Genomic DNA, 20662 nt, shown 5'->3' with positions numbered 1-20662 from the left:
AGTTAGAAGTGGTGTAAGGAATGGTAGATGAAAAGAAAAAGAAGCAGCCTATAGATGACTTCGCCTGGCAGGAGTACGATAGAGAGGAGTTCGAGAGGAACTTCCCTGCCCTGGCAAGAGAGCTGGACAGCGAGCCCGAACTCAGGATAACAGCCTACCGCACTTCGGAGGAAGAGGCTCTTGAAGACGAAGAACTTGAACTTCAGGACTTTTCAGGCTACAATCCCACGATAATAGACTTTTTGAGGAGATGCGAGACCGAGGAGGAAGCCCTCGAAATAATAAACTGGATGGAAGAGAGGGGTGAGATAACGCCGGAGATGGCCAAGGATCTCAGGATTACCCTGGCGAAGAAGGGAGTTAGGGCCTTCGGGCCAAAGAAGGAGTGGGGCTGGTACGAGAAGCATGGAAGGCACTGAGCATTAAGACCTCCATCGAAAAGTTAATATCCACCTTTTGCCATCCTTCTCAGGTGGTAGCATGGGCCTCGACCCCGTTTCTGAAGCCAAGAGGATTGAAAGGGAGATAATAGCCTGGCGCAGGGACTTCCACATGCACCCGGAGCTTGGCTATGAAGAAGTGAGAACTTCTAAGATCGTGGAAGAACACCTGCGCGAGTGGGGCTACTCGATCAAGCGCATTGGTACCGGAATAATTGCCGACATTGGAGAGGGAGGGAAAACCATAGCACTCCGCGCCGACATGGACGCTCTGCCTGTCCAGGAAGAGAACGACGTTCCATACAAATCGAAAATCCCAGGCAAGATGCACGCATGTGGCCACGACGCCCACACGGCGATGCTTTTGGGGGCGGCGAAGATAATAGCCGAGCACAAAGACGAACTCAACGGCAGGGTAAGGCTCATCTTCCAGCCTGCTGAAGAAGGTGGCAACGGGGCTGTTAAGATGATCGAGGGAGGGGCCTTAGAAGGAGTCAACGCCATCTTCGGCTTTCACGTCTGGATGGATCTGCCGAGCGGAATAATAGGAATAAGGGACGGCCCCTTCTTAGCAGGAGCGGGAATATTCGGCGGAAAAATAATCGGAAAGGGCGGCCACGGTGCTTCCCCCCACGAGACAGTCGACCCGATTCCGATAATGGCCGAAGCGATTCTTGCCTTCCAGACCATCGTGAGCAGGAACGTTCCGCCGATAGAGACGGGAGTTGTCAGCGTCACGAGTGTGCACGGCGGGACTGCTTTCAACGTCATCCCAGAGGAGGTGGAGTTCAAGGGCACTTTCCGCTTCTTCAAGCCCGAAATCGGCGAGCTCATCCAGAGGAGGATGCGCGAGATTCTGGAAGGCGTGACGAAGGCCCATGGAGCCAAGTACGAGCTGAGCATCGAAGAACTCACACCACCCACGATAAATTCACCTGAAATGGCTGATTTCGCGAGGAAGGTGGCAGAGAAGTACGGCCTCAAATACGGCGACGTCCCTCCGACGATGGGTGCCGAGGACTTCGCCTTCTACCTCCAGAAGGTTCCTGGAGCCTTCCTTGCCCTGGGAATCAGGAACGAGGAGAAAGGGATAATCTACCCGCACCACCATCCGAAGTTCGACGTGGATGAGGAAGTTCTCTACCTCGGCACCGCGATGGAAGTTGCCCTGGCCTTCGAGTTTTTGAGAAGTTAAGGGAGCCTCTTTCCTATTATCTGGACTTTCCCTTTCTTTTCTGCCCCTAAGGCCTCCGCAGTTTCCTCATCCAGAACGGTCAGAACCTTCTCAAAGCCGAGCCCCCTGGCCCTGGCGATGGCTTTGGGGATGTCCTCCTCCCGCCCCCAGAGGAAGAGGCTCGCCTTTCCAAGTCTCCCAGGGAGGGGCTTTAGGACGTAGTAGGACTCTCCGGCTTTTCCGGCCTCTGCGACCTCGTGAATCCCAGCAAAGACGTCCCTGAAGCTCGAAAACCACATGCCGTAGGAGCTCTGGAAGCGGCCGGCAACGAGCTGGAGGGACTTAACGGCTTCCCACGGGAAGAACTGAAGGGGCTTAGCATCCACTGGCTCGAATTCCTCGGTGTGAATCTCAACGAGGAGGCCGTTGTAAAGGACCTCATCAAAGCCCAGCTTTCTGTAAAACCCCAAAGCTTCCTCATCCGGCTGGGTGGTTATGAACTCAGCCTCCCTTTCCCTCGCGGCCTTTTCTATGAACCCGACGAGCGCCCTTCCAATGCCCCGGCCTCGAAAATCCGGGTGGACTTCGATGACGTCGAGGTGCGCTATCCTCCGCGTTTTTCCGCCTGCGGGCTCCTCGGAGAAAAGAACCTCTGCCTCTCCGACTATTTTCTCCTCCACCTCTGCAACAACCGGGAGCTGGCCCTCAAGGAGAAGGTTGTTGAGGTGGACCGAGCAGGTCTCGACGCTCATCCACGGGCCGCCGCGTAGGTAGCGTTCCCTCACGGAGGGGGCAGAAAGGTCTTCACCGGCGGTGTGGACGTGCACTATAGATTTAACGTCGTCAAGTGTTGCCCTCCTGACCACCATCCCCCTCACCGAGGTAGCCGAACTTCTTCAGGATGTGGGTTACCGCCTCGGCACCGCCGTCGCCGTAGGGCTTCTCGGTAACGTAGTCGGCCTTCTCCTTGAGGCTCTCAGGTGCTTGAGCTATGGCAACACGGTAGCCAACGACGCGGAAGGCATCGAGGTCGTTTTCACCATCACCTACGTGGGCGACCTCTTTCGGGCTTATTCCCAAAAACTCGCAGGCCTTCTCTATGCCGGCGCCCTTGTTTATCCAGGGCTTCTTGATGTGTATCGCAAAGCCGGAATCAACGGCGACGAGATTTAGTCCGAGCTCCGCTATAAGCTCCCTCACGGCCTCAACGGGAACCTTCCTCGTTATCACGAGGCCGGCTTTCCGCTCCATCGTTGAGTAGCTCAGCTCTGCCTCCGGAAAACGTTTCTTCAGCTCGCTCCAGAGGATCCACTCCTCGTCCATGTCGGTGAGAAAAACGCGCTTCCTCATTGTCCCCTCGCCCTTTAGGGAGAGCGCGCCGCCATCCTCGGCTATAACCGGCCCGCTGGTGCCTATGAAAACGGCGGCAGCTTCGGCAAAGGGGACAGAATTACCGGTAACGAGCATAACCGGAAGGCCCAATCTTTCGGCCAGTCTTATCACTTTAAGGGCATCTATACTCAGCGTTCTATCCCGATAGGTTATCGTACCGTCTATGTCGAGCGAAATCGCCTTTATCTTCATTTTCCTCACCCGGGCAAAGGGGGAACGGTCAGTATTTAACCTTTCCCGCGAAGGCTGTAAACTCTTTCCCGCTGACCTTCACTTTATACGCCCTCATCTCTCCCCCCAAAAAGGCCTTTATAGCTTCCAGCGTTTTCTCGCGCCTTCTAAGGATTTTCTGGGCTTCCCCAACGTTTACAGGTTTAAAGCGCACCCTCGTCCCCGGCCTGCTCTGTGCCAGGAGGTGCAAATCAGTACTTATCACCGTCGCTATCTTCGCGTAGCCGCCGGTTGTCTGAGCGTCGCGCATCATCACTATTGGCTTTCCATTTGCGGGAACCTGAACGGCTCCGGGCACAAGCGGCTCGGTTACGATATCGGCTCCAAGGGGAGAGTGCCCTACTGTCGGCCCGTCTAGGCGATAGCCCATCCTGTCGCTCTCGGGGGTTACGGTGTAGGTCTCGCTTAGGAACGTCTCGATGCCTTCCTCGGTGAAGTGCTCAAGGTTCGGCCCGAGGACAACCCTTATTTCTCTCTCGTTGCCCGAATAATCCGGTCTAAGCTCCCCGGGAAGATAGCGCCCCTCCCTGCCGGTCAGGATGGCATAACCCAAAGTGAGTCTATCCCCTGCCCTCAGTGGCCTTCCAAGGTTCGCCCTTGAGTAAGTAGAGCAACTTCCAAGTAACTTTTCACACTTTATTCCGCCCGCGAAGGCTATGTAGCCGTAAAGGCCACTCCTTAAAGTTCCAACCTCAAGAACGTCGCCCCTCTTCGCCCAGTGGCTCTCCCAGGGTTCAATTGGAAGGCCGTTAAGTTTCAAATCAACGTCCCCCGCAACGGCAAAGACTGCTGAAGCGTTGAACCTCAGCGTCGGCCCGGTGAGGAGGAACTCTAGGAGGGGTGCATCACCGGGGTTGCCGACGAGGTAGTTGGCTATCCTCGCTGAGTAATCGTCCATGTAACCAGAGACGGGGACGCCGAGTTTTCTGTAGCCTTTCCTGCCAGAATCCTGCACCGTCAGAAGGGAGGGAACTTTAAGGAGCTCAATCAACGCCTTCACCTCATTGCTTCCCGTACAGCTCCCTGAACCCGCTCTCGTCTATCGGCACGAACTTCACCCTGTCGCCCGGCTGAAGAAGGGTTGGCGGTTCTTTTGCAGGGTTGAACAGCCTCAAAGGTGTCCTCCCTATAAGCCGCCAGCCGCCGGGGCTTTCGAGGGGGTAAATTCCAGTCTGCTTTCCCGCTATGCCAACCGAACCGGCCGGAACTTTCAGGCGAGGCTTTTCCAGTCGGGGCGTTGCTATTCTCTCATCCATGCCGCCGAGGTAAGCAAAGCCGGGAAGGAAGCCGAGGAAGTAGACGCGGTAAACCGGCCTGGAGTGAATCTCGATGACGTCATCAACGGTGAGGCCGTTGTGTTTTGCCACGAACTCGATGTCCGGCCCGTATTTACCACCGTAAACCACAGGTATTTTAACGAGCCTGCCCTCGAAGGCACTCCCCTCGGCATTCAGCAGGGGCTTTATTGAGGCCTCGACCTGGGCGTAGGTGACTTTAAGAGGATCGTAAATCACCAAGAGCGAGGAGTAAGCCGGGACCGTCTCGACCAGCCACTCAAAGCCTGCCTTTTCTATCGCCCTTGCTATTGCGTGAACTCTCTCGTTTATCTCCTCGTCTATGGTCTCACCAAAGGAGATCAGAAGGGCAGAGTCACCGGCGGGCTTTAGCTCTGGTTTCATGGGGGTTCACCGGTATGGAGGTTTCAGTACGGAAATGCCTTCAATCCTTGCGAAGTGCTTGATATTTCCAGTGACAACGGTAAGCCCATGAACAGCCGCGGTGGCGGCTATGATCGCATCTCCAAGGGACACCTGGTAGTCCCTTCTAATCTCTCCCGCGAGCATTGCCACCTCCGGAGTTACCGGCAGGGCCTCAAAGTGACTAAGGAGCCTCGTTATCTTCTCCTTCTTGATTGGATCTCTCGTCTCCCTGCCCGAGAACAGCTCCGCTATTGTAACGGTGGAAATAAATGCCCCTCTCTCCACGACTCCTATCAAAAATTCTCTAGCTTCATCAACACCCCTGAGAACATCGATCAGAACGTCGGTATCAAGAAGATACATCCCTGTCCCACTCCTTCCTGAGCTTCTCCAAATCTATGTCCTCCTCTAGTATCCCAAAGGCATCGTCTAGGTCTTTGATGAATTCGTCCAGGATTATCAGCTTCACCCTTCTCTTCTCAGGAAGGTTGAGCTTTTTCAACGGCTTGAAAACCCCGTTCTCGTAAATTGCCTCCACAACTCCCATACTCCCACCACACTTACTTGGTCATCTGACCTTAAAACCTAACGGACTATCTTCCTCATCGGCACTATCTTCACTCCCTCCTCTTCAAGTGCCCTCCTCACGTGGGCCGCTATTTCAACCGCCTTCGGGTTGTCCCCGTGGACGCATATGGTGTCGGCCTTCAGCTCGATCCACTCGCCGTTTATCGCCCTAACCCCGCCGTCCTTGACCATCGAGACCACGCGCTCCGCTATCTCTTCTTTGTCGTGTATCACAGCACCGGGTTTCGAGCGGGGGACGAGCGTTCCGTCCGGGTTGTAGGCCCTGTCGGCAAAGACCTCGTGGGCAACCTTAACGCCCATCTCTTCCGCTATTTCAGCAGGCCTTGAGCCGGAGAGGGTCACGAAGATGAGCTTTTTATCGAAGTCAGCTATCCCTTCAATGACAGCCCTCGCGAGCTCTTCCTCCTTCACGAGGGCGTTGTAGAGGGCACCATGGGGCTTAACGTGCTGGAGTTCAAGGTCTTCGGCTCTGGCAAAGGCGTAAAGTGCACCGATCTGATAAAGGATGTAGTTCCTCGCTTCCTCTGGAGAAAGCTTCATGTACCGCCTCCCGAAGCCAAGCAAATCGGGATAGCCAGGGTGTGCGCCAACGGCTACGCTGTTCTCTTTCGCGAGCCTCACAGTCTTTCGCATAACGAGAGGATCTCCAGCGTGCCAGCCGGTCGCGACGTTAGCTGAGCTGATGTACTTCATAACCTCCTCATCTAGGCCGAGCTTGTACCTCCCAAAGCTCTCGCCGAGGTCGGAGTTGAGGTCAACCTTCATGTTCCCACCGCCCCCCTTTCGACGGAAATCTAAAAAAGTGTTTCTCCGAGTTGAGACCATGAGAGATGACGGAAAAGTCAGAGTAATTGACGCGGCGATATTCATACAGGGCGTTGACGTAGAAGGCGTAACCACTCCCAAGGTCGTCGAAGAGGTGAAGGACCCGGAGTCGAGGCTGTTCTTGGAGGGTCTGATCAGCGCGGGCAAGGTCAGGGTTCTGGTTCCCTCGAAGGAGAGCGTCGAGGCCGTTAAAGACGCCGCGAGGAGGACGGGCGAGCTGAACGAGCTGAGCGAGGCCGATTTGGAGGTTCTTGCACTGGCCTACGAGCTCAAAGGAGTTCTCTTCACCGACGACTACAACCTCCAGAACGTAGCCAAAACCCTTGGCATAGAGTTCAGAACGCTAAAGCGCGGTATAAAAAGGGTAATCCGCTGGAACTACGTCTGCATCGGCTGCGGAAAAAAATTCGAGGAGATGCCCCCGGATGGGGTCTGCCCCGACTGCGGAAGCCCCGTGAGGCTGATCCCGAGGAAGAAGAGGCGTCAAAGGCGTAGGTAGGGGACAACCTCATCGTAAACCTCACTCCAGTCAACGATGCCGACCCTTCTCTTAACGCCCTCCTTGATGAGCTCGAGAACCTCCTCAACGACTTCCTCCGGCGTCTTTCCGGTCGTGTCAACCTCGATTACGTTCTCGTTTTCCTCAAGAGCCTCGACAAGGATGACATCAACGAGTTCAGCCTCAACGTTTTCCCCAACTTTCTCCTTCGGATAACCCCTCGCCTCCAGCCTCTCTCCTACAAGCTTCGGATGGGCGCGCAGAACAACCACGAGGTCCGCCTTGAGGAAGTGGCTCAGGTGGCCGTCAACGACAACATCTTTTCCGGCGAAGTCCTTCTCGAAGTTGTAGGCCAGCTCATCGACCTCAACCTCAAGCTCATCGCCCTTCATCTCGCCGATCCCCTTTTCTATCGCGTAGTCCCTGAGATTTACGTATTCATAGCCGAGCTTTTCAGCCAAAAGCTTTGAAACCGTCGTTTTTCCAACTCCGGGTGTGCCAGTTACCGCTATTATCATGCCATCACCAGGAGGTCTTTACCCTCAAGCTTTTAAAAGCCTGCCCGGAGTTCCCACCATGTACGAGTTCACCGAGGACTTTAAACTCAGAAAGATCACGAAGTACGAGCTCGATGGGGTTGATGAGAGGGAGGATTTAGTAGTTATCCCTCCGTCGAGCAGGGCCGGCCCCTGCGGGAGCTACTGCCTCTTCTGCTACCTCCGCCAGAATCCGCCAGAGATGATTTACCGCGTCTCCTTCCACGACACCCTCAACGACCCGGAGCTTGAGAAGAGAATAGCCTACGTCAGCGAGCACTACCCGGAACTGTGGATTCGCGTTACAGATACCGCTGGAAACGTTGGGCTCGACGAGAAGAGGGTTGAGAGCCTCTCCAGGGCAGGCCTCGACGAGATGCAGATTTCAATCCACACGACGAAGAAGGAGAAGAGGATTGCGCTGATGAGAAGCCCGCTTGCGGGCAGGCTTATAGACTTTCTCCCGCTGGTTGCCAGAACCTTCAGGGTCATAGCGGACATAATCCTCACCCCGGGCTACAACGTTGACGACATAGGCGAGATAATAAGGGATCTGGCCTCGATGGATGTCGCTGAGGTCAGGCTGTTTCCCGTTGGCGTAACAAAGTACAACAAAGACGTCAGACCGCTCACGAAGGAAGAGCTGGTTTTCGTTAAGGAAAGGGCTCTCGAAGCTGGAAAGGAAACGGGCATAAAGGTCGTCATTCCGCCGGTATTCAAGGCCCTCCTCGGGGAACTGAGGCTCGACGTTGGGCCCTTTGATGTTGAGCCGACCATTCCGACCTACATCCTCACCGGCGAGCTGGCATACCCAGAGCTCAGGAGAATCTTCCCGAGGATTCCAGTGGTTATAGTGAAGAACGAGTTCTTCGGGGGCAACATTGGGACGGCAGGCCTCCTCACCGGCAGGGACGTTCTGAGAACCGTCAAAGGCCTTCCCGAGGTAGACATCGGCCTGATACTTCTTCCAGAGCTCATGTTCTACGGCGATAAAACGCTCGACGGCTACACGAGGGACGAGCTCATCTCAAGGATACTCGTTGAGAAGGGCTACATGGTCGAGAGCGCACTTGAGCCTGCCGAGATTCCCAGAGTCCTGGAGAAGGCCGGGGCAGTTTAACGCCCCGGACGGGCTCGGCGCTCATAGGGTATATCATCGCCTTCGCTCATCCCGTCTTGGATTCCTCACGGCCCGCCCGGGACGGCGTCAGGGCCAGTCCTCGTCATCAACATCAGTGCAATTCGCTGTCATCATCCGCGGTTTAGCCTTGGAGGTAGTAGGATATAAGCTTTCTCAGCTCGGGGTTCCTGTTCAGAGGAAGCCTTAAGAAGCGCCTCAGCTGGTTGTTCTCCGCTATCAGGCCAGAAAGCTCGATGGCGAGGATTTTGTTATCTTCACTGATGCCATAGGCCTTGTATCTAAGCGGGGCGTACTCCGTCTCCAGCTCCCACACCCGTTTTTCAAGTTCCCGGGCCTTTTTCACAAGCTCGTCAACGTTCTCCTTTGCTTCTTTGAACTCTTGGGTTAAAGCAACCTCGATAACCCTTTCAGGGGGAACGCCGTAGCGCTTTGCCAGCTCTAGAATTTCCCTTTCAAGCCCTTCATCTAGCTCGACCTCGATCTTACCAAGGCCCTTCTCGGGTCTGATGATGAGCTTCATTTCGTTCACGCTCCATGAACGATTCGTTCACGATTTGTGAACTTTCTCCAGTTCACTTCTCCTCTCCTCAACCTTCGCCCTCAGCTCGGCGTTCTCCTTTCTCAGCCCCTCGCGCTCAGACATCATTAACTCCTTATCCTTCAAGGCTTTCTCGTAGAACTCCCTGAGCTCTTCAATCTCACTTTCCATCTCGCGGAGCTTTTCCTCCAGTTTTGCAACCTTCTCACGGAGGAACTCTTCCCGCTCGGCCTTTAGTGTCTCCTCCGCCTTCGGCAGGTTTTCTCTGAGGAGGGCGTTTATATCTTTGCCCTTGATGGCTTTGAACCTCTCCTTTGGCAGAACTACAATCATCTCGCTCATTTTTTCCTCCTCTCCGGCTCCGTCTTCCTGTCGTAGCAGGTCACGTAAAAGGCCAGCAGGCCCTTCCACTTCCCGTAGGGCTCGATTATCTCCCGCACATCTTTTTCCTTCACGTCCTTCACTCTCTTCCCGAAGATCTTAGCTATTCCCCTTCTAAGCCCGAGGTCGCCAGCAGGATAGACATTCTTCCTCAGGCCGTAGGCCAAAAAGAGCTCGGCCGTCCACTTTCCTATTCCTCTGAACTTCGTGAGGTACTTTATGGCCTCTTCCACATTCCACTCCCACAGGTCGAGGTTGAGCTTCTCCTTAAGGTAGAGTGCCGTCAGGTTCTTTATGTACTGGGCGCGGTAGCCGAGCTTCGTCTCCCTAAGCTCTGCCTCGCTCAGTCCCGCTATGTCCTCAGCAGTGGGGAAGGCGTAGACCTCTCCAACCCGCTTTCCAGCGAGCCTCACGAGGTTTGCAATCGTCTTCTGGGCGAAGTCAAAGCTCACCTGTTGCTGTGCTATGACCTCCATCAGCGCCTGGTACGGGCTTGGGGCGGCAGGGACGGTTAAACCCCGGAACTCCTCCGCAAGGAATGCAAAGGGCGAATCGCTTATCTCCGCATAGAAGGAGTCCAAGTCAGTGTCAAGGCCGAGGATGAAGGAGAGCTTTTCCTTGGCGAACTTTTTGTCCTCTTTCCCAAGCCCGCCGGGAAGCAGAAAGTCTTCACCGTCGTAGCCAGCAACGATGAGTTTCCCACTGGGAAGGCGGAGGGCCTGGTAGAATACACCACCCTCGAACTTCCAGGTGCCGTTCCTTATCATCTCGTGAACCGTCTTTTTGAGGTCAAAGATCACAGTTGCTCCCTCCAGCCCAAAACCCTCGATTGATAATGGCTCTTTGGGAAGATTGTGAGCGGGTCGATGCCCTTCTCGCGGAGAAGGTGCCTCAGCTCTACTTCATAGTCGGCCTTCTTAAGCTGCTCACTCTCGCGGATTTCAACGACGAAGAGCCTCTCCGTGAGTTCTCTAATCGTCTTGTAGCCGAGACCGAGGAGGGGCCTTATGTAGGCTACGCCAAAGCGGTCCTCCAGTGAGCGGGCCTTTGGCAGGTCAAGAAGCGGAACCCTGTCGTCCCTCCTGGTGCCGTCACTTATTCTCTCGACTTCCGGCATCGAGGCGACGTACTCCAAAGCCCTCTCGTGGATAAACTGTATAGCGTTGTTTGGGTGGCCGTCTTTAATTGCCATCTTTGCGGCATTTTCAAGGATTTCTCCGGGCAGATAAACAACCCTGTGTCTGAAGCCCAGTGTTTCGGCGGTTTCCCTTGCGTACCTCCAGTTATCCAGAAGACCAAAGCTGATTGTTACAAGTTCTACCTCATAGCCGAGCCTTGTTAGTATCCAAGCGGCCAGACTGGAGTCCTTACCGCCCGAGTAGAGATGATGGACGAGCATTCTACCACCGGCGTGGTTTTGGGTTTGGTCTCTTAAACCCTTTCCCACGAAAGTATTATTAAGCCGAAATATGTAATACCCTAATGGTGAACGTAATGCCAGTTGTGACGAAGAAATACCAGGTAACGATCCCGAAAGAAGTTCGGGAAGCCCTTGGGATCAAGGCAGGAGATGAGGTTGTCTTTGTGCGCCAGGGGAATTCGTATGTCCTGATGAAGTTTGAGGATCTCCTTCAGGAGTTTACGGAGATAATGAAAGACATCGACGAGACCATAGAGGAAACGAGAGAAGGTCTCGCCAGGGGCATCGAAAGGACTCTAAAGGAGCTGGAGGGAGAAAAGTGAAAGTCGTACTCGATACCAACGTTTTCAATGACAGAAGGTTTCTTGAGTGGCTTATAGAGTCTCCGTTTCAACCCGTGACGAGTTCAGGGGTCTACATGGAGGTTCTTTACAGGTATGCGCGAAGAAAAGGACTGCTCGAAGCCAAGAGCAAGGTGAAGGCAGTGTTTGAATCGATCTCTCTGGAGATCATGGATTTTGACGAGGAATCGGCGGAAATCGTTGTCCAAAGCGCCCTCGGTCGATGGGACTTCTCCAAGAATGCGAGGGACTACATGATAGGCTCGCTCGCGGTAAAACTCAACGCTCCACTGGTTACCAACAACAAAAAGCACTTCGAGTGGCTTCCCGAGGTTTATACACCAGCTGAGTTCATGGAAAAGTTTGGGTCTAGCTGAACGCTCCAACACCTTTAAAAGGCCAACTTTTATAAGACCATCTCCAGCGAGGGGTTAGTGGTGAGAGTCATGGAGAAACGCTTACCCGGTAAGGTGAGGAGAGCAATCCGCGCGAGGTATTACGATATAGAACCGCGAGCGTGGATTGGCAAGAAAGGTTTAGCTGAGAGTGTAATAGAGGAAATCAACACTCAGCTTGAGAAAGACGGCATTCTAAAGGTTGAGATAAGAAAGGGCGCGCTCATCTCCACGGGTCTCGACAGAAAAGCCCTCGCGGAGAGGGTGGCTGAACTTACGGACAGTGAGCTCATCGAGGTCAGGGGCAAAAGGTTTATATTGTTCAAGCCGAGGGAAGGCTGGGAAAAGTATTTAAGGAAGCTCCAGAGAAAGGAGCTTTCGAAAGAAAAGCGGGAAGAAAAGCCCGTCCGTAAAGTCAGGCTCGATATCGCTAACTTTAGGAAGAAGTTCAAGAAGGGGAGGGATTGAAGGATGGCTACGGTTTATGATGTTCCCGGTGACCTGCTCGTTGAGAGGGTCGCGGAAAAGCTCAAGGAGATTGAGGAGATAAAGCCCCCAGAGTGGGCCAAGTTTGTCAAGACCGGCAGGCACAAGGAGAGACTTCCAGAGCAGGAAGACTGGTGGTACTACCGCGTTGCTAGCGTCTTCAGGAAGGTCTACATAGACGGCCCCGTCGGAATCGAGAGGCTTCGCACCTGGTACGGCGGCAGGAAGAACCGCGGACACGCTCCGGAGCACTTCTACAAGGCCGGCGGAAGCATAATCAGGAAGGCCCTCCAGCAGCTTGAACAGGCTGGCTTCGTCCAAAAGGTTCCGGGCGAGGGAAGGGTCGTAACTCCGAAGGGCCAGAGCTTCCTTGACAAAATAGCCACCGAACTCAAGAAGGAGCTCGAGGAGCAGATTCCGGAGCTCAAGAAGTACTGAGCTCCTCTATTCTTGCTTCTTGTTTGCAGCTTTCGGTTTAGTATTTTAACACCAGGACAATTAGCAATATACCAACCACCATCACAGTCAGCTGAGGCAGCCTGTTGATTACCTCCGATGGCGTAACCCCAACGTACGAAACAACCTCGCCCTTATCGTTGAAGATGACTATCGGAAGGCTCCCCTCCCATCTCTCGGCGTAATGTGCGCCTATCTTCTGCGGTCCCCACCAGTCGAGCGCGTAGTAGGTTCCGTTGTATTTAAAGACCAAAACCGCGTGGCCCCAAATAGAACTTGACATACTGATATGGGCCAGGTATATATCCCTGTAACCCAGGGCCTTCATAGCCGCGTAGTTGAAAACCGCGTAGTCCCTGCATACTCCTTTCTTTTTCTGAAGGAACTCGTGGGGAAGGAGGGTGCCCCCTTCGAGCGTCATGAATTTCTCGTAGTCGTATTCAGTGTTCTCGACTTCCCATTTGTGGAGGTTCCATGCTGTCTCAAGGATGTCCCGGCCCTTTACCTTCTCCGCAACGGGCATTATCGCCTTAATCTCACTTTCATTGATGTCGCACTTGATTATTCCCGGCCCCCAATTCCTCCAGTAGGGCTTTGAGCAGTCAAAGGCCTCGGAGTATTTCTTGAGATAGGCGTCGTGATCGATGGTGTTTATCCCCGCTTTCTGGAGGAGAACAGAAGTCTTCACGGTGATTACGCCCGTCTGATTATCGTAGATGATGGCCGAGATTATGAGGATCACGAGGATTAACTTTATGATGCCCTTGAGGAGAACCCCCATACCTCCTCCCAACCTCTTAGTTCCGTTCTCCTTTAAATGGCTAACGCAGATGCAATACATTTTTAACCCAATCCCTAACCTTAGCATGGAGGTGAGAGAATGGCGGAAGACATAGAGGAAATTAGAAAGCGAAAACTCATGGAGCTTCAGAAGAAGTACCTCGAACAGCAAAAGGCTCAGGAAGAAGCGATAAAGCAGGAGATGGAACTTGAAGCACAGCTCAACGCCATAATGAGGAGGGTTTTAACTCCTGAGGCCCGGGAAAGGCTTGGGAGAGTCAAACTTGTGAGGCCCGAACTAGCCAGACAGGTTGAACTCCTTTTAGCTCAGCTCTATCAGGCAGGTCAGATAAGGGAACCTCTAAGTGATGAAAAGCTGAAGAGAATACTGGCCCAGATAGAAGCAAGAACTAGAAAGGAATTCAGGATAAAATGGTAGAGCGGGTGGTGACGCCTCCTCATGGACGCCAGAGACATTGTTGAGCTAATCTACCAGAGAAACCTTGTAAGCAGGGAAACGTGGAAGGCCGTCTCCGTCAAAAAGAACGGTGACGGCACAGTTGATATACTTTATAAGAACCTTCACGTTGGATCAGATGACGATCCGGTTTTCCTGTGGGTGTATGCCAACGTTGTCGACGAAGACGGGCCGGATGTCCGAATACTGGAGAAGATCACTTTCAAGAAAGAGGACTTAGTCTGGATTCTCCGCTACATCCCCAAGAGGGGAGAAGGTTTATAAGGTGCATCCAGATAGGGCCCGCCGTGGGGGTGTTGGGGTGGAAAAAAGAAGGGTTTGTCCTGTTTGTGGCTCCACAGAGTTTATATACGACCCCAGTAGGGGGGAAATCGTCTGCGCCAAGTGTGGCTACGTTATCGAGGAGAACGTTGTAGATGAGGGCCCCGAATGGAGAGCCTTCGACCCCGCACAGCGAGAAAAAAGGGCGCGCGTTGGTGCTCCCGAAAGCATTCTTCTCCATGATAAAGGACTCTCCACTGACATTGGCATTGACCGCTCCCTCACGGGCTTAATGAGGGAGAAAATGTACCGTCTCAGGAAGTGGCAGTCCAGGCTCAGGGTGAGCGACGCCGCCGAGAGAAACCTCGCCTTCGCCCTAAGCGAACTGGACAGACTGGCAAGCCATCTAGCCCTCCCGAGGCACGTCGAGGAAGAGGCAGCAAGGCTCTACCGTGAGGCAGTTAGAAAAGGCCTCATCAGGGGAAGGTCCATAGAGAGCGTCATAGCTGCTTGTGTTTACGCCGCCTGCAGGCTTCTCAAAATACCACGCACTCTGGACGAGATAGCAGAGGTTTCAAAAGTAGATAAGAAAGAGATAGGAAGGAGCTTCCGTTTCATAGCGAGGCACCTAAACCTTACTCCCAAGAAGCTCTTCGTCAAGCCCAGCGACTACGTCAATAAATTTGCGGACGAACTGGGATTGAGTGAAAAGGTCAGAAAGAGGGCTATAGAACTGCTCGAGGAAGCTTACAATAGAGGACTAACAAGTGGAAAGAGCCCCGCTGGCCTGGTTGCGGCGGCTCTCTACATAGCGGGCTTGATGGAAGGAGAGCGCAGAACCCAGAGGGAAGTTGCCGAGGTGGCAAGGGTCACGGAAGTAACGGTAAGAAACAGGTACAAAGAACTGGTCGAAAAACTGAACCTGAAGGTCCCCACGACCTGACTACCGTGTGAACCAGCTTTCAAGTGTTCTCTGTTTTCCGCTCTTTACCGCCTTCTTCAGTCTTTCAAGGCCGGTTTTAACGCGCTCTTCGCTGAAGTCGTGCTCGTCGCAGAGGAACTTCAGAATCCCCTCCTCGTCGGGTTCGCGCCATCTCAGCTCGTAGTCGTCGGTAACAGGCGGGTTGAGAAAGAACTCCTTTATAGCGTAGAGGTCAACGTCGCTCTCCTTCTGGTATTTCTTGAGCGGGTCTTTGGTTCTCTTGACTATCATCAGGGCCTTCTTGGGCCCGATACCCTTTATCCCGCCGGGGTTGTAGTCGGTTCCAACCAGAATCGCCAGCTCTATCAGCTTTTCCCTGTCTATGCCGAGCTCCTTGAGAACCTCATCCAGAACGATGAGTTCGGGCTTCACTTCGACGTAGACGTTCTTTCCGGGGAGCTTTCTCCTTCCCGTTATCGTGAGGTTCCTTACAAGTCTCGGCGCGCCGAAGAGGAGCGAATCGTAGTCCTGACTGGCGGAGGCGTAGACCTTTCCTTTGGCGGCCATGTATGCGGCCTGAGCTTCACCTTCGCTCGGCGCCTGCACGACTGGAATCCCCATCAGTTCGAGAAGCTTTTTGGCATCGTTTATGAGTTGCTCGTTAACGCGGGTTGCCCTCATCGCGTACTTCTTCGCTTCCTCCAAGTCACCCTTTTCAAGGGCCTCGTACCACTTCTCCTCGGCTTCTTCCCTTGCCTCTCTCCTTTTCTCTATCTCCTTCTTCTTGAACTCCGGCGGCTTTCCGTCGAAGACGTAGGCGGGCTTTATTCCGGCCTCCATGAGGTTGATCGTCCTGTAAAAGAAGCCGCTGAGGTGGGAGGTTATCCTGCCCTTCGAGTCCATTAGAGGAGTTCCATCGCGCTGTCTTATCGTTGAGAGGAACTGGTACATGGCGTTGAAGGCATCGATCGCAACCTTCTTCCCGTAGAGAGCTTCAAGTTCGATCTCCTTCCTTGGCACAAGCTCACCTATCTGAACTCCCATGCTCACCACCGAAAAAGATAGGGAAGGGAAGTATTTAGCCTTTGCCTCAGCCTACCGGATTGCTCCTCACCGCTCGGGGAGGGGAAGGGTCATCATCGGTCCAGCCCATGCTCGACGATGAACTTCTCCTCCTCTGAAACCCTCCGCCTTTCCTGGACGTATATCCAGCCAAGGACAAATATCAGGGCGGCCATTCCAAGCATGACTTCCCAGCCGAGGGATTTGTAATCAACTGTTATCACGAGCTTCCTCACTATGGCAACCACGCCCAGCTCGGCCACACGGCGCATGCTAACGTGGTGCTCCTTTATGTAGAGGGTGAGAAGCTCAAACAGCTCCAAGAGTATGATGACGAGCAGGAACTCGTGAAGCGCCTCCTCGACGTCAAAACCATGAAACATGATTTCAATGAGGTCGTATATCGCGTAGATCACATAGGCCATCGTTAGAAGGGCTAAGACTATCACAACCAGGTCGAAAGAAAAGTTCATCCACTTGAGGGCAGTGCTTTCAAGCGGCGTTAGCTCTTTCTTGGGCTTAGGTAGTATTGCCATTAGATCACCCTAATTTTTTTGTTAGTTCGCTTTTAAAGATTTTCTCACTCCAACACCAACACTCCGAGCAATTTCCAGTAAAAGGTATAACCTGCCGAGACTCAATTTGAGTTAGGTTGGCCAAAAACTCTTGATCACAAATTCTTTTTTGATTTTAACTTCCGTCGATTTTCTCATCGGCAAAAAGAGAAGGGAAAGGTTTTAACTGCCTTTTACAGACGTAAAAGCGTGAATGTCATCCGAGGTGATAAAAATGGCTGACCCAAACATTGAAGCCCTTTTCAGGCCGAGGAGCGTCGCAGTTATAGGCGCTTCAGGAAAGCCCGGGAAGATAGGCTATGCCATTATGAAGAACCTCGTTGAGTACGGCTATGAGGGCAAGATATACGCCGTCAACGTAAAGGGCGGGGAGATAGAGATCAGCGGAAGGAAGTTCCCCGTCTACAAGAGCATCCTCGACGTTCCCGACGAGGTTGACATGGCTGTCATCGTCGTCCCGGCCAAGTTCGTCCCACAGGTCGTTGAGGAGGCTGGAAAGAAGGGTGTCAAGGTTCTTCCGATAATCAGCTCTGGCTTCGGCGAGCTTGGTGAGGAGGGCAAGAAGGTCGAGCAGCAGCTCGTCGAGACCGCAAGAAAATACGGTATGAGAATCCTGGGCCCGAACATCTTCGGCGTTGTGTACACACCCGAGAAGCTCAACGCCACCTTTGGTCCAACGGACGTTCTCCCCGGACCGCTTGCTCTTATCAGCCAGAGCGGGGCTCTGGGAATAGCCCTTATGGGCTGGACTATACTTGAGAAAGTCGGTCTTTCGGCAGTCGTCAGTGTTGGAAATAAGAGTGACATAGACGATGCCGACCTGCTCGAGTTCTTCAAGGAGGACGAGAACACCAAGGCCATCCTCATCTACATGGAGGGTGTCAAGGACGGAAGGAGGTTCATGGAGACTGCAAAGAAGGTCAGCAAGGTAAAGCCGATAGTCATCATCAAGGCCGGAAGGAGCGAGCGCGGTGCAAAGGCGGCCGCCTCACACACCGGTTCGCTGGCCGGAAGCGACAAGGTTTACGACGCGGCCTTCAAGCAGGCGGGCATAATAAGGGCCTACACCATCGGAGAGGCCTTCGACTATGCGAGAACTTTGAGCAACCTGCCTGAGCCTGCCGGCGAGAACCTCGTCATAATCACCAACGGCGGTGGAATAGGTGTTATGGCCACAGATGCCGCTGAGGAGGCAGGCCTGCACCTCTACGACAACCTGGAGGAGCTCAAGGTCTTTGCAAACCACATGCCGCCCTTCGGAAGCTACAAGAACCCAGTTGACTTGACCGGTATGGCCGGGGCCGAGAGCTATGAAGGAGCTATCAGAGATGCACTCGCCCACCCCGATATGCACAGCATAGCCGTCCTCTACTGCCAGACTGCCGTTCTCGACCCGAGGGACTTAGCGGACATAGTGATACGCGAGTACAACGAGAGCGGAAGGAAGAAGCCGCTCGTCGTTGCCATCGTCGGCGGAATAGAGGCCAAAGAAGCTATTGACAGGCTCAACGAGGAGGGCATTCCGGCTTATCCAGAGCCGGAGAGGGCGATAAAGGCTTTGGCGGCCCTCTACCGCTGGAGCAGGTGGAAGGCAAAGCAGAAGAAGGAGTAAACATTCATCCTATTGGGAGCCTTTTTAGGTGTATCTTTTCCACCTTTTTCTTTGCAACGCACATGCTTATTTCACTGTCTTTTTTAAAAGAGCATTGAGGATTGGGGCAACTCCATAAGTATCTTTTTCCCAATCTTCTCTTTTTTTCTTCTAGTTCTGCGCCACATTCTGGACATTTGGGCCGTCCAATGTATAAGTGGGGAGTGCGAATTCCTAGGGTGATATCTGGATCAAGATATTCTATGGGGTTTATGTAGATTGGCCATATAACCCCAAACTCTTTGATATTCTTTATATGATTCAAACTTTCTTCATCCATCGGAAAGCAAGGGAAATAAATACCTCCTCGTCTCCTCTGGTTCTCTTTTCGAATTAGCCAAAATACCAAAATGATAAAAATTACACTGATCAAAGTTATCATCATGTAATTCAAAGTCTCGTTATGGTACAATACTGCTACTGCAGCAGGTACTACTGCAGCAAATATGAAATACATTATCCCTCTGATGGCCTCTTTAATAGTTACTTCTGCAATCCATTCTCGTACTTTACTCACCATTCTCCCCTAGTAGAGAAATGCATTAGCATTAATAACGTTTTCCAAGTAGGGTTAAGTTTATTATACCAGACACTAAACTGGTGATACCATGATCATCGCCCTCATCTCAGACATCCACTCAAACTGGGAAGCCCTTAAAGCCGTCTGGAAGGAAGTTAAGAAAGCCGATGCAATCCTCTGCATGGGGGACTTAGTGGGCTACGGAGCTTCTCCAAACGAGGTCGTTGAGTTCGTGAGAAAGCAGATGGAAAAGAGAACTTTCCTCTGCGTTCGCGGAAACCACGACAACGCTGTCGCTTTCGGTGCCGACTGGGGCTTCAACCCCTACGCGAGGGAAGCTGTGAGGTGGCACCAGCGGGTAATGAGCATCGAGAACCTTGAATTTCTGAGAAGGCTCCCCGTGAGGCAGCTCTTCACTGACGATAGGGGGCGGAGCTACCTTTTAATCCACGGCTCCCCTAGGGCACCCCTTGATGAGTACCTCTTCCCATGGCTCCCCGATAGCGAGTTCAAGGCAGTTCTGAGCTACGTCAGGCAGGACGACCTGCTGGTGGGTCACACCCACGTTCCGATGCTGAAAGTCATAGACGGCAGGAGGATAATCAACCCCGGTGGGGTAGGCCAGCCCCGCGACGGTGACTGGAGGGCAAGTTATGCGACTATTGACACGGAAGAAGAGCCCCCCGACAACGTGGAATTCCACCGCGTTGAATACGACGTTGAAGAGGCTGCGAGAAAAATAATTGAGGCGGGCCTACCAAGGTTTCTGGCCGAGAGGCTTTTCGAGGGTTATTGACGGGTGAAGTTTTGAGTTAGTATGAAATTCACTCAAAATTTTTTAAGCCTCCCGTTATTGACGAGTTGACGTGGATTTTGAAGCAGGGGTGAACACTATGAACCTAAGAATAATACTGGCAATAACTGCAGGAGGAGCACTTGGAGCCCTTTTCAGATTCTATATCTCGGGGCTTCTCCCAGTCTACAAAGGCTTCCCTCTGGGTACGCTGATGGTAAACAGTGCGGCCAGCTTGCTCTTGGGGTATATCTACGGTCTCCTGTTCTGGGGGATTGATGTACCCAGCTCATGGAGGGCCTTCTTTGGAACGGGATTCTGTGGCGCTTTAAGCACGTTTTCAACGTTTTCATACGAGACTTTCTCTCTAATCCGCGACCGGGAATATCTACTCGCAACCCTAAACATTCTGGCAAACGTTATAATAACGATAGCCCTAGTTTTTGTGGGCTTTGTTCTGGCCAGGAGGTGATCTAATGGTTGAGGTTGAGCACTGGAACACACTCAGGCTTAAAATTTACATAGGAGAGAACGACAGCTGGAATGGAAAACCCCTCTACAAGGCCATAGTTGAGAAACTCCGCGAGATGGGGATGGCAGGCGCCACAGTGTATCGAGGAATCTACGGGTTTGGAAAGAAGAGCAGGGTTCACTCGGCGGACATAATGAGGCTCTCAACGGATCTTCCGGTAGTTATCGAAGTCGTTGATAGGGGACACAAAATAGAGAAGGCGATATGCGAGATAAAGCCCATGATTAAGGATGGAATGATAACCGTGGAGCCGGTTATAGTCGTGTGGGTGGGCACAAAAGAGGAAATTAAAAAGTTCGAAGAAGACGCAGTCAGAGATCTTGAATAATTTTTATCAAATTGGAAAAGTTTTTAGCAAATATTAAAAATCCCACAATTTTCGGGAAAAAGCTTATATACGATGAAGACCAAAACTTAACAAGCGGGGGGCACCCCCGTCTTGAATATGGGGGTTAAATCACCGTGCTGTAAATAAGGCCCGACCCTCCGGGAGAACTGAGTGGAAGAAGATGTACGTTTTGTACTGTTTTCTTTATATATTTGTT

31 protein-coding genes are annotated in these 20662 nt (G+C 52.8%); 15 read left to right on the top strand and 16 right to left on the bottom strand.

Going from position 1 to position 20662, the window contains the following annotated elements; all coding sequences use genetic code 11:
* Nucleotides 1–20 precede the first annotated feature (20 nt).
* Together A3K92_RS02355 and A3K92_RS02350 are read left to right on the top strand one after the other, a co-directional pair.
* Nucleotides 21–419, top strand: a complete 399-nt coding sequence (locus tag A3K92_RS02355; RefSeq protein ID WP_088884745.1) for a DUF2095 family protein — start codon at nt 21–23, stop codon at nt 417–419.
* A 61-nt stretch (nt 420–480) separates the two neighbouring features.
* Nucleotides 481–1635 (top strand): M20 metallopeptidase family protein, encoded by a 1155-nt coding sequence (locus A3K92_RS02350; protein ID WP_088884744.1) that lies wholly within the window; start codon nt 481–483, stop codon nt 1633–1635.
* Here the strand turns inward: A3K92_RS02350 and A3K92_RS02345 are convergent.
* Genes A3K92_RS02345 through A3K92_RS02315 form a run of 7 tightly spaced genes read right to left on the bottom strand, consistent with a single transcriptional unit; the run spans nt 1632 to nt 6290 of the window.
* Complete coding sequence (locus A3K92_RS02345) at nt 1632–2483, bottom strand: GNAT family N-acetyltransferase (RefSeq protein ID WP_088884743.1); 852 nt, start codon at nt 2481–2483, stop codon at nt 1632–1634. The two genes, A3K92_RS02350 and A3K92_RS02345, sit on opposite strands and share 4 nt — an antisense overlap.
* Nucleotides 2458–3198 carry a phosphoglycolate phosphatase gene (locus A3K92_RS02340; RefSeq protein ID WP_088884742.1) on the bottom strand — a complete coding sequence of 247 codons (741 nt, stop codon included), beginning with the start codon at nt 3196–3198 and terminating at the stop codon, nt 2458–2460. The genes A3K92_RS02345 and A3K92_RS02340 overlap by 26 nt, the downstream gene beginning before the upstream one ends.
* A gap of 28 nt (nt 3199–3226) precedes the next feature.
* The gene (locus A3K92_RS02335) at nt 3227–4228 is read right to left on the bottom strand and encodes a 5-oxoprolinase subunit C family protein (protein ID WP_088884741.1); all 1002 of its coding nucleotides are present in this window, start codon (nt 4226–4228) and stop codon (nt 3227–3229) included.
* A 10-nt stretch (nt 4229–4238) separates the two neighbouring features.
* Nucleotides 4239–4916 carry a 5-oxoprolinase subunit PxpB gene (pxpB, locus tag A3K92_RS02330; RefSeq protein ID WP_088884740.1) on the bottom strand — a complete coding sequence of 226 codons (678 nt, stop codon included), beginning with the start codon at nt 4914–4916 and terminating at the stop codon, nt 4239–4241.
* Between the two features lie 6 nt (nt 4917–4922).
* On the bottom strand, nt 4923–5300 hold the full coding sequence (locus A3K92_RS02325; protein WP_088884739.1) for a type II toxin-antitoxin system VapC family toxin: 378 nt from the start codon (nt 5298–5300) through the stop codon (nt 4923–4925).
* Complete coding sequence (locus A3K92_RS02320; RefSeq protein ID WP_088884738.1) at nt 5287–5484, bottom strand: antitoxin family protein; 198 nt, start codon at nt 5482–5484, stop codon at nt 5287–5289. The genes A3K92_RS02325 and A3K92_RS02320 overlap by 14 nt, the downstream gene beginning before the upstream one ends.
* Nucleotides 5485–5522: 38 nt before the next feature.
* A complete protein-coding gene (locus A3K92_RS02315) occupies nt 5523–6290 on the bottom strand; it encodes a LamB/YcsF family protein (RefSeq protein WP_088884737.1) in 768 nt (255 codons plus the stop codon).
* Nucleotides 6291–6348: 58 nt separating this feature from the next.
* On the opposite strand from A3K92_RS02315, the gene A3K92_RS02310 reads away from it, so the two are divergent.
* Nucleotides 6349–6849: a type II toxin-antitoxin system VapC family toxin gene (locus A3K92_RS02310; protein ID WP_088884736.1), complete on the top strand. Its 501-nt coding sequence runs from the start codon at nt 6349–6351 to the stop codon at nt 6847–6849.
* On the opposite strand, the gene A3K92_RS02305 is transcribed toward A3K92_RS02310, so the two are convergent.
* On the bottom strand, nt 6834–7367 hold the full coding sequence (locus A3K92_RS02305) for an adenylate kinase family protein (protein ID WP_088884735.1): 534 nt from the start codon (nt 7365–7367) through the stop codon (nt 6834–6836). The genes A3K92_RS02310 and A3K92_RS02305 overlap by 16 nt on opposite strands.
* A 58-nt stretch (nt 7368–7425) precedes the next feature.
* On the opposite strand from A3K92_RS02305, the gene A3K92_RS02300 reads away from it, so the two are divergent.
* Complete coding sequence (locus A3K92_RS02300) at nt 7426–8505, top strand: DUF512 domain-containing protein (RefSeq protein WP_088884734.1); 1080 nt, start codon at nt 7426–7428, stop codon at nt 8503–8505.
* 142 nt (nt 8506–8647) lie between these two features.
* Here the strand turns inward: A3K92_RS02300 and A3K92_RS02295 are convergent, their stop codons facing one another.
* Genes A3K92_RS02295 through A3K92_RS02280 form a run of 4 tightly spaced genes read right to left on the bottom strand, consistent with a single transcriptional unit; the run spans nt 8648 to nt 10844 of the window.
* Nucleotides 8648–9046 carry a hypothetical protein gene (locus A3K92_RS02295; RefSeq protein ID WP_088884733.1) on the bottom strand — a complete coding sequence of 133 codons (399 nt, stop codon included), beginning with the start codon at nt 9044–9046 and terminating at the stop codon, nt 8648–8650.
* 27 nt (nt 9047–9073) lie between these two features.
* On the bottom strand, nt 9074–9406 hold the full coding sequence (locus A3K92_RS02290) for a coiled-coil domain-containing protein (RefSeq protein WP_088884732.1): 333 nt from the start codon (nt 9404–9406) through the stop codon (nt 9074–9076).
* A complete protein-coding gene (locus A3K92_RS02285; RefSeq protein ID WP_232460928.1) occupies nt 9403–10242 on the bottom strand; it encodes a DNA-3-methyladenine glycosylase family protein in 840 nt (279 codons plus the stop codon). The genes A3K92_RS02290 and A3K92_RS02285 overlap by 4 nt, the downstream gene beginning before the upstream one ends.
* On the bottom strand, nt 10242–10844 hold the full coding sequence (locus tag A3K92_RS02280) for a DUF7411 family protein (RefSeq protein ID WP_088884731.1): 603 nt from the start codon (nt 10842–10844) through the stop codon (nt 10242–10244). Before A3K92_RS02280 ends, A3K92_RS02285 begins: the two co-directional genes overlap by 1 nt.
* An 83-nt stretch (nt 10845–10927) precedes the next feature.
* Between A3K92_RS02280 and A3K92_RS02275 the strand changes: the two genes are divergently transcribed.
* The 4 genes from A3K92_RS02275 (at nt 10928) to A3K92_RS02260 (ending at nt 12525) form a co-directional block, all read left to right on the top strand.
* Nucleotides 10928–11188 carry an AbrB/MazE/SpoVT family DNA-binding domain-containing protein gene (locus tag A3K92_RS02275; protein WP_232460891.1) on the top strand — a complete coding sequence of 87 codons (261 nt, stop codon included), beginning with the start codon at nt 10928–10930 and terminating at the stop codon, nt 11186–11188.
* Nucleotides 11185–11583, top strand: a complete 399-nt coding sequence (locus A3K92_RS02270) for a type II toxin-antitoxin system VapC family toxin (protein WP_088884729.1) — start codon at nt 11185–11187, stop codon at nt 11581–11583. Before A3K92_RS02275 ends, A3K92_RS02270 begins: the two co-directional genes overlap by 4 nt.
* 69 nt (nt 11584–11652) lie before the next feature.
* Nucleotides 11653–12069, top strand: coding sequence for a YhbY family RNA-binding protein (locus A3K92_RS02265; RefSeq protein WP_088884728.1), 417 nt, complete (start codon nt 11653–11655; stop codon nt 12067–12069).
* A gap of 3 nt (nt 12070–12072) precedes the next feature.
* Nucleotides 12073–12525 carry a 30S ribosomal protein S19e gene (locus A3K92_RS02260; protein ID WP_088884727.1) on the top strand — a complete coding sequence of 151 codons (453 nt, stop codon included), beginning with the start codon at nt 12073–12075 and terminating at the stop codon, nt 12523–12525.
* Nucleotides 12526–12562: 37 nt separating this feature from the next.
* Here A3K92_RS02260 and A3K92_RS02255 read toward each other — a convergent pair whose 3' ends face one another.
* The gene (locus A3K92_RS02255; protein WP_157722411.1) at nt 12563–13324 is read right to left on the bottom strand and encodes a transglutaminase-like domain-containing protein; all 762 of its coding nucleotides are present in this window, start codon (nt 13322–13324) and stop codon (nt 12563–12565) included.
* A gap of 99 nt (nt 13325–13423) precedes the next feature.
* On the opposite strand from A3K92_RS02255, the gene A3K92_RS02250 reads away from it, so the two are divergent.
* Genes A3K92_RS02250 through A3K92_RS02240 form a run of 3 tightly spaced genes read left to right on the top strand, consistent with a single transcriptional unit; the run spans nt 13424 to nt 15005 of the window.
* Nucleotides 13424–13762, top strand: coding sequence for a DNA-binding protein (locus A3K92_RS02250; RefSeq protein WP_088884725.1), 339 nt, complete (start codon nt 13424–13426; stop codon nt 13760–13762).
* A 21-nt stretch (nt 13763–13783) separates the two neighbouring features.
* The gene (locus tag A3K92_RS02245) at nt 13784–14065 is read left to right on the top strand and encodes a hypothetical protein (protein WP_088884724.1); all 282 of its coding nucleotides are present in this window, start codon (nt 13784–13786) and stop codon (nt 14063–14065) included.
* Nucleotides 14066–14102: 37 nt separating this feature from the next.
* Nucleotides 14103–15005: a transcription initiation factor IIB gene (locus A3K92_RS02240; RefSeq protein WP_088884723.1), complete on the top strand. Its 903-nt coding sequence runs from the start codon at nt 14103–14105 to the stop codon at nt 15003–15005.
* Here the strand turns inward: A3K92_RS02240 and fen are convergent, their stop codons facing one another.
* On the bottom strand, nt 15006–16028 hold the full coding sequence (fen, locus tag A3K92_RS02235) for a flap endonuclease-1 (protein WP_088884722.1): 1023 nt from the start codon (nt 16026–16028) through the stop codon (nt 15006–15008). It lies immediately after the preceding gene.
* A 92-nt stretch (nt 16029–16120) separates the two neighbouring features.
* Nucleotides 16121–16582: a phosphate-starvation-inducible PsiE family protein gene (locus A3K92_RS02230; protein ID WP_088884721.1), complete on the bottom strand. Its 462-nt coding sequence runs from the start codon at nt 16580–16582 to the stop codon at nt 16121–16123.
* 253 nt (nt 16583–16835) lie between these two features.
* On the opposite strand from A3K92_RS02230, the gene acs reads away from it, so the two are divergent.
* A complete protein-coding gene (gene acs, locus A3K92_RS02225; protein ID WP_088884720.1) occupies nt 16836–18233 on the top strand; it encodes an acetate--CoA ligase alpha subunit in 1398 nt (465 codons plus the stop codon).
* 4 nt (nt 18234–18237) lie between these two features.
* Here the strand turns inward: acs and A3K92_RS02220 are convergent, their stop codons facing one another.
* Nucleotides 18238–18792: a hypothetical protein gene (locus tag A3K92_RS02220; protein WP_157722410.1), complete on the bottom strand. Its 555-nt coding sequence runs from the start codon at nt 18790–18792 to the stop codon at nt 18238–18240.
* A gap of 88 nt (nt 18793–18880) precedes the next feature.
* Here A3K92_RS02220 and A3K92_RS02215 point away from each other — a divergent pair, with 88 nt between their 5' ends.
* From A3K92_RS02215 to A3K92_RS02205, 3 genes are all read left to right on the top strand, one after another.
* Entirely contained in the window at nt 18881–19588 is a 708-nt protein-coding gene (locus tag A3K92_RS02215; RefSeq protein WP_088884718.1) for a metallophosphoesterase family protein, read from the top strand.
* Between the two features lie 97 nt (nt 19589–19685).
* Nucleotides 19686–20057, top strand: coding sequence for a fluoride efflux transporter CrcB (gene crcB / locus A3K92_RS02210; RefSeq protein WP_088884717.1), 372 nt, complete (start codon nt 19686–19688; stop codon nt 20055–20057).
* 4 nt (nt 20058–20061) lie between these two features.
* Nucleotides 20062–20445 (top strand): DUF190 domain-containing protein, encoded by a 384-nt coding sequence (locus A3K92_RS02205; protein WP_088884716.1) that lies wholly within the window; start codon nt 20062–20064, stop codon nt 20443–20445.
* Nucleotides 20446–20662: the final 217 nt, after the last annotated feature.

Source organism: Thermococcus gorgonarius (assembly GCF_002214385.1).
Taxonomy (GTDB): Archaea; Methanobacteriota_B; Thermococci; order Thermococcales; family Thermococcaceae; genus Thermococcus; species Thermococcus gorgonarius.
Note: the sequence above shows the minus strand (reverse complement) of the source record. Positions and strands in the feature narration are given on the sequence as shown.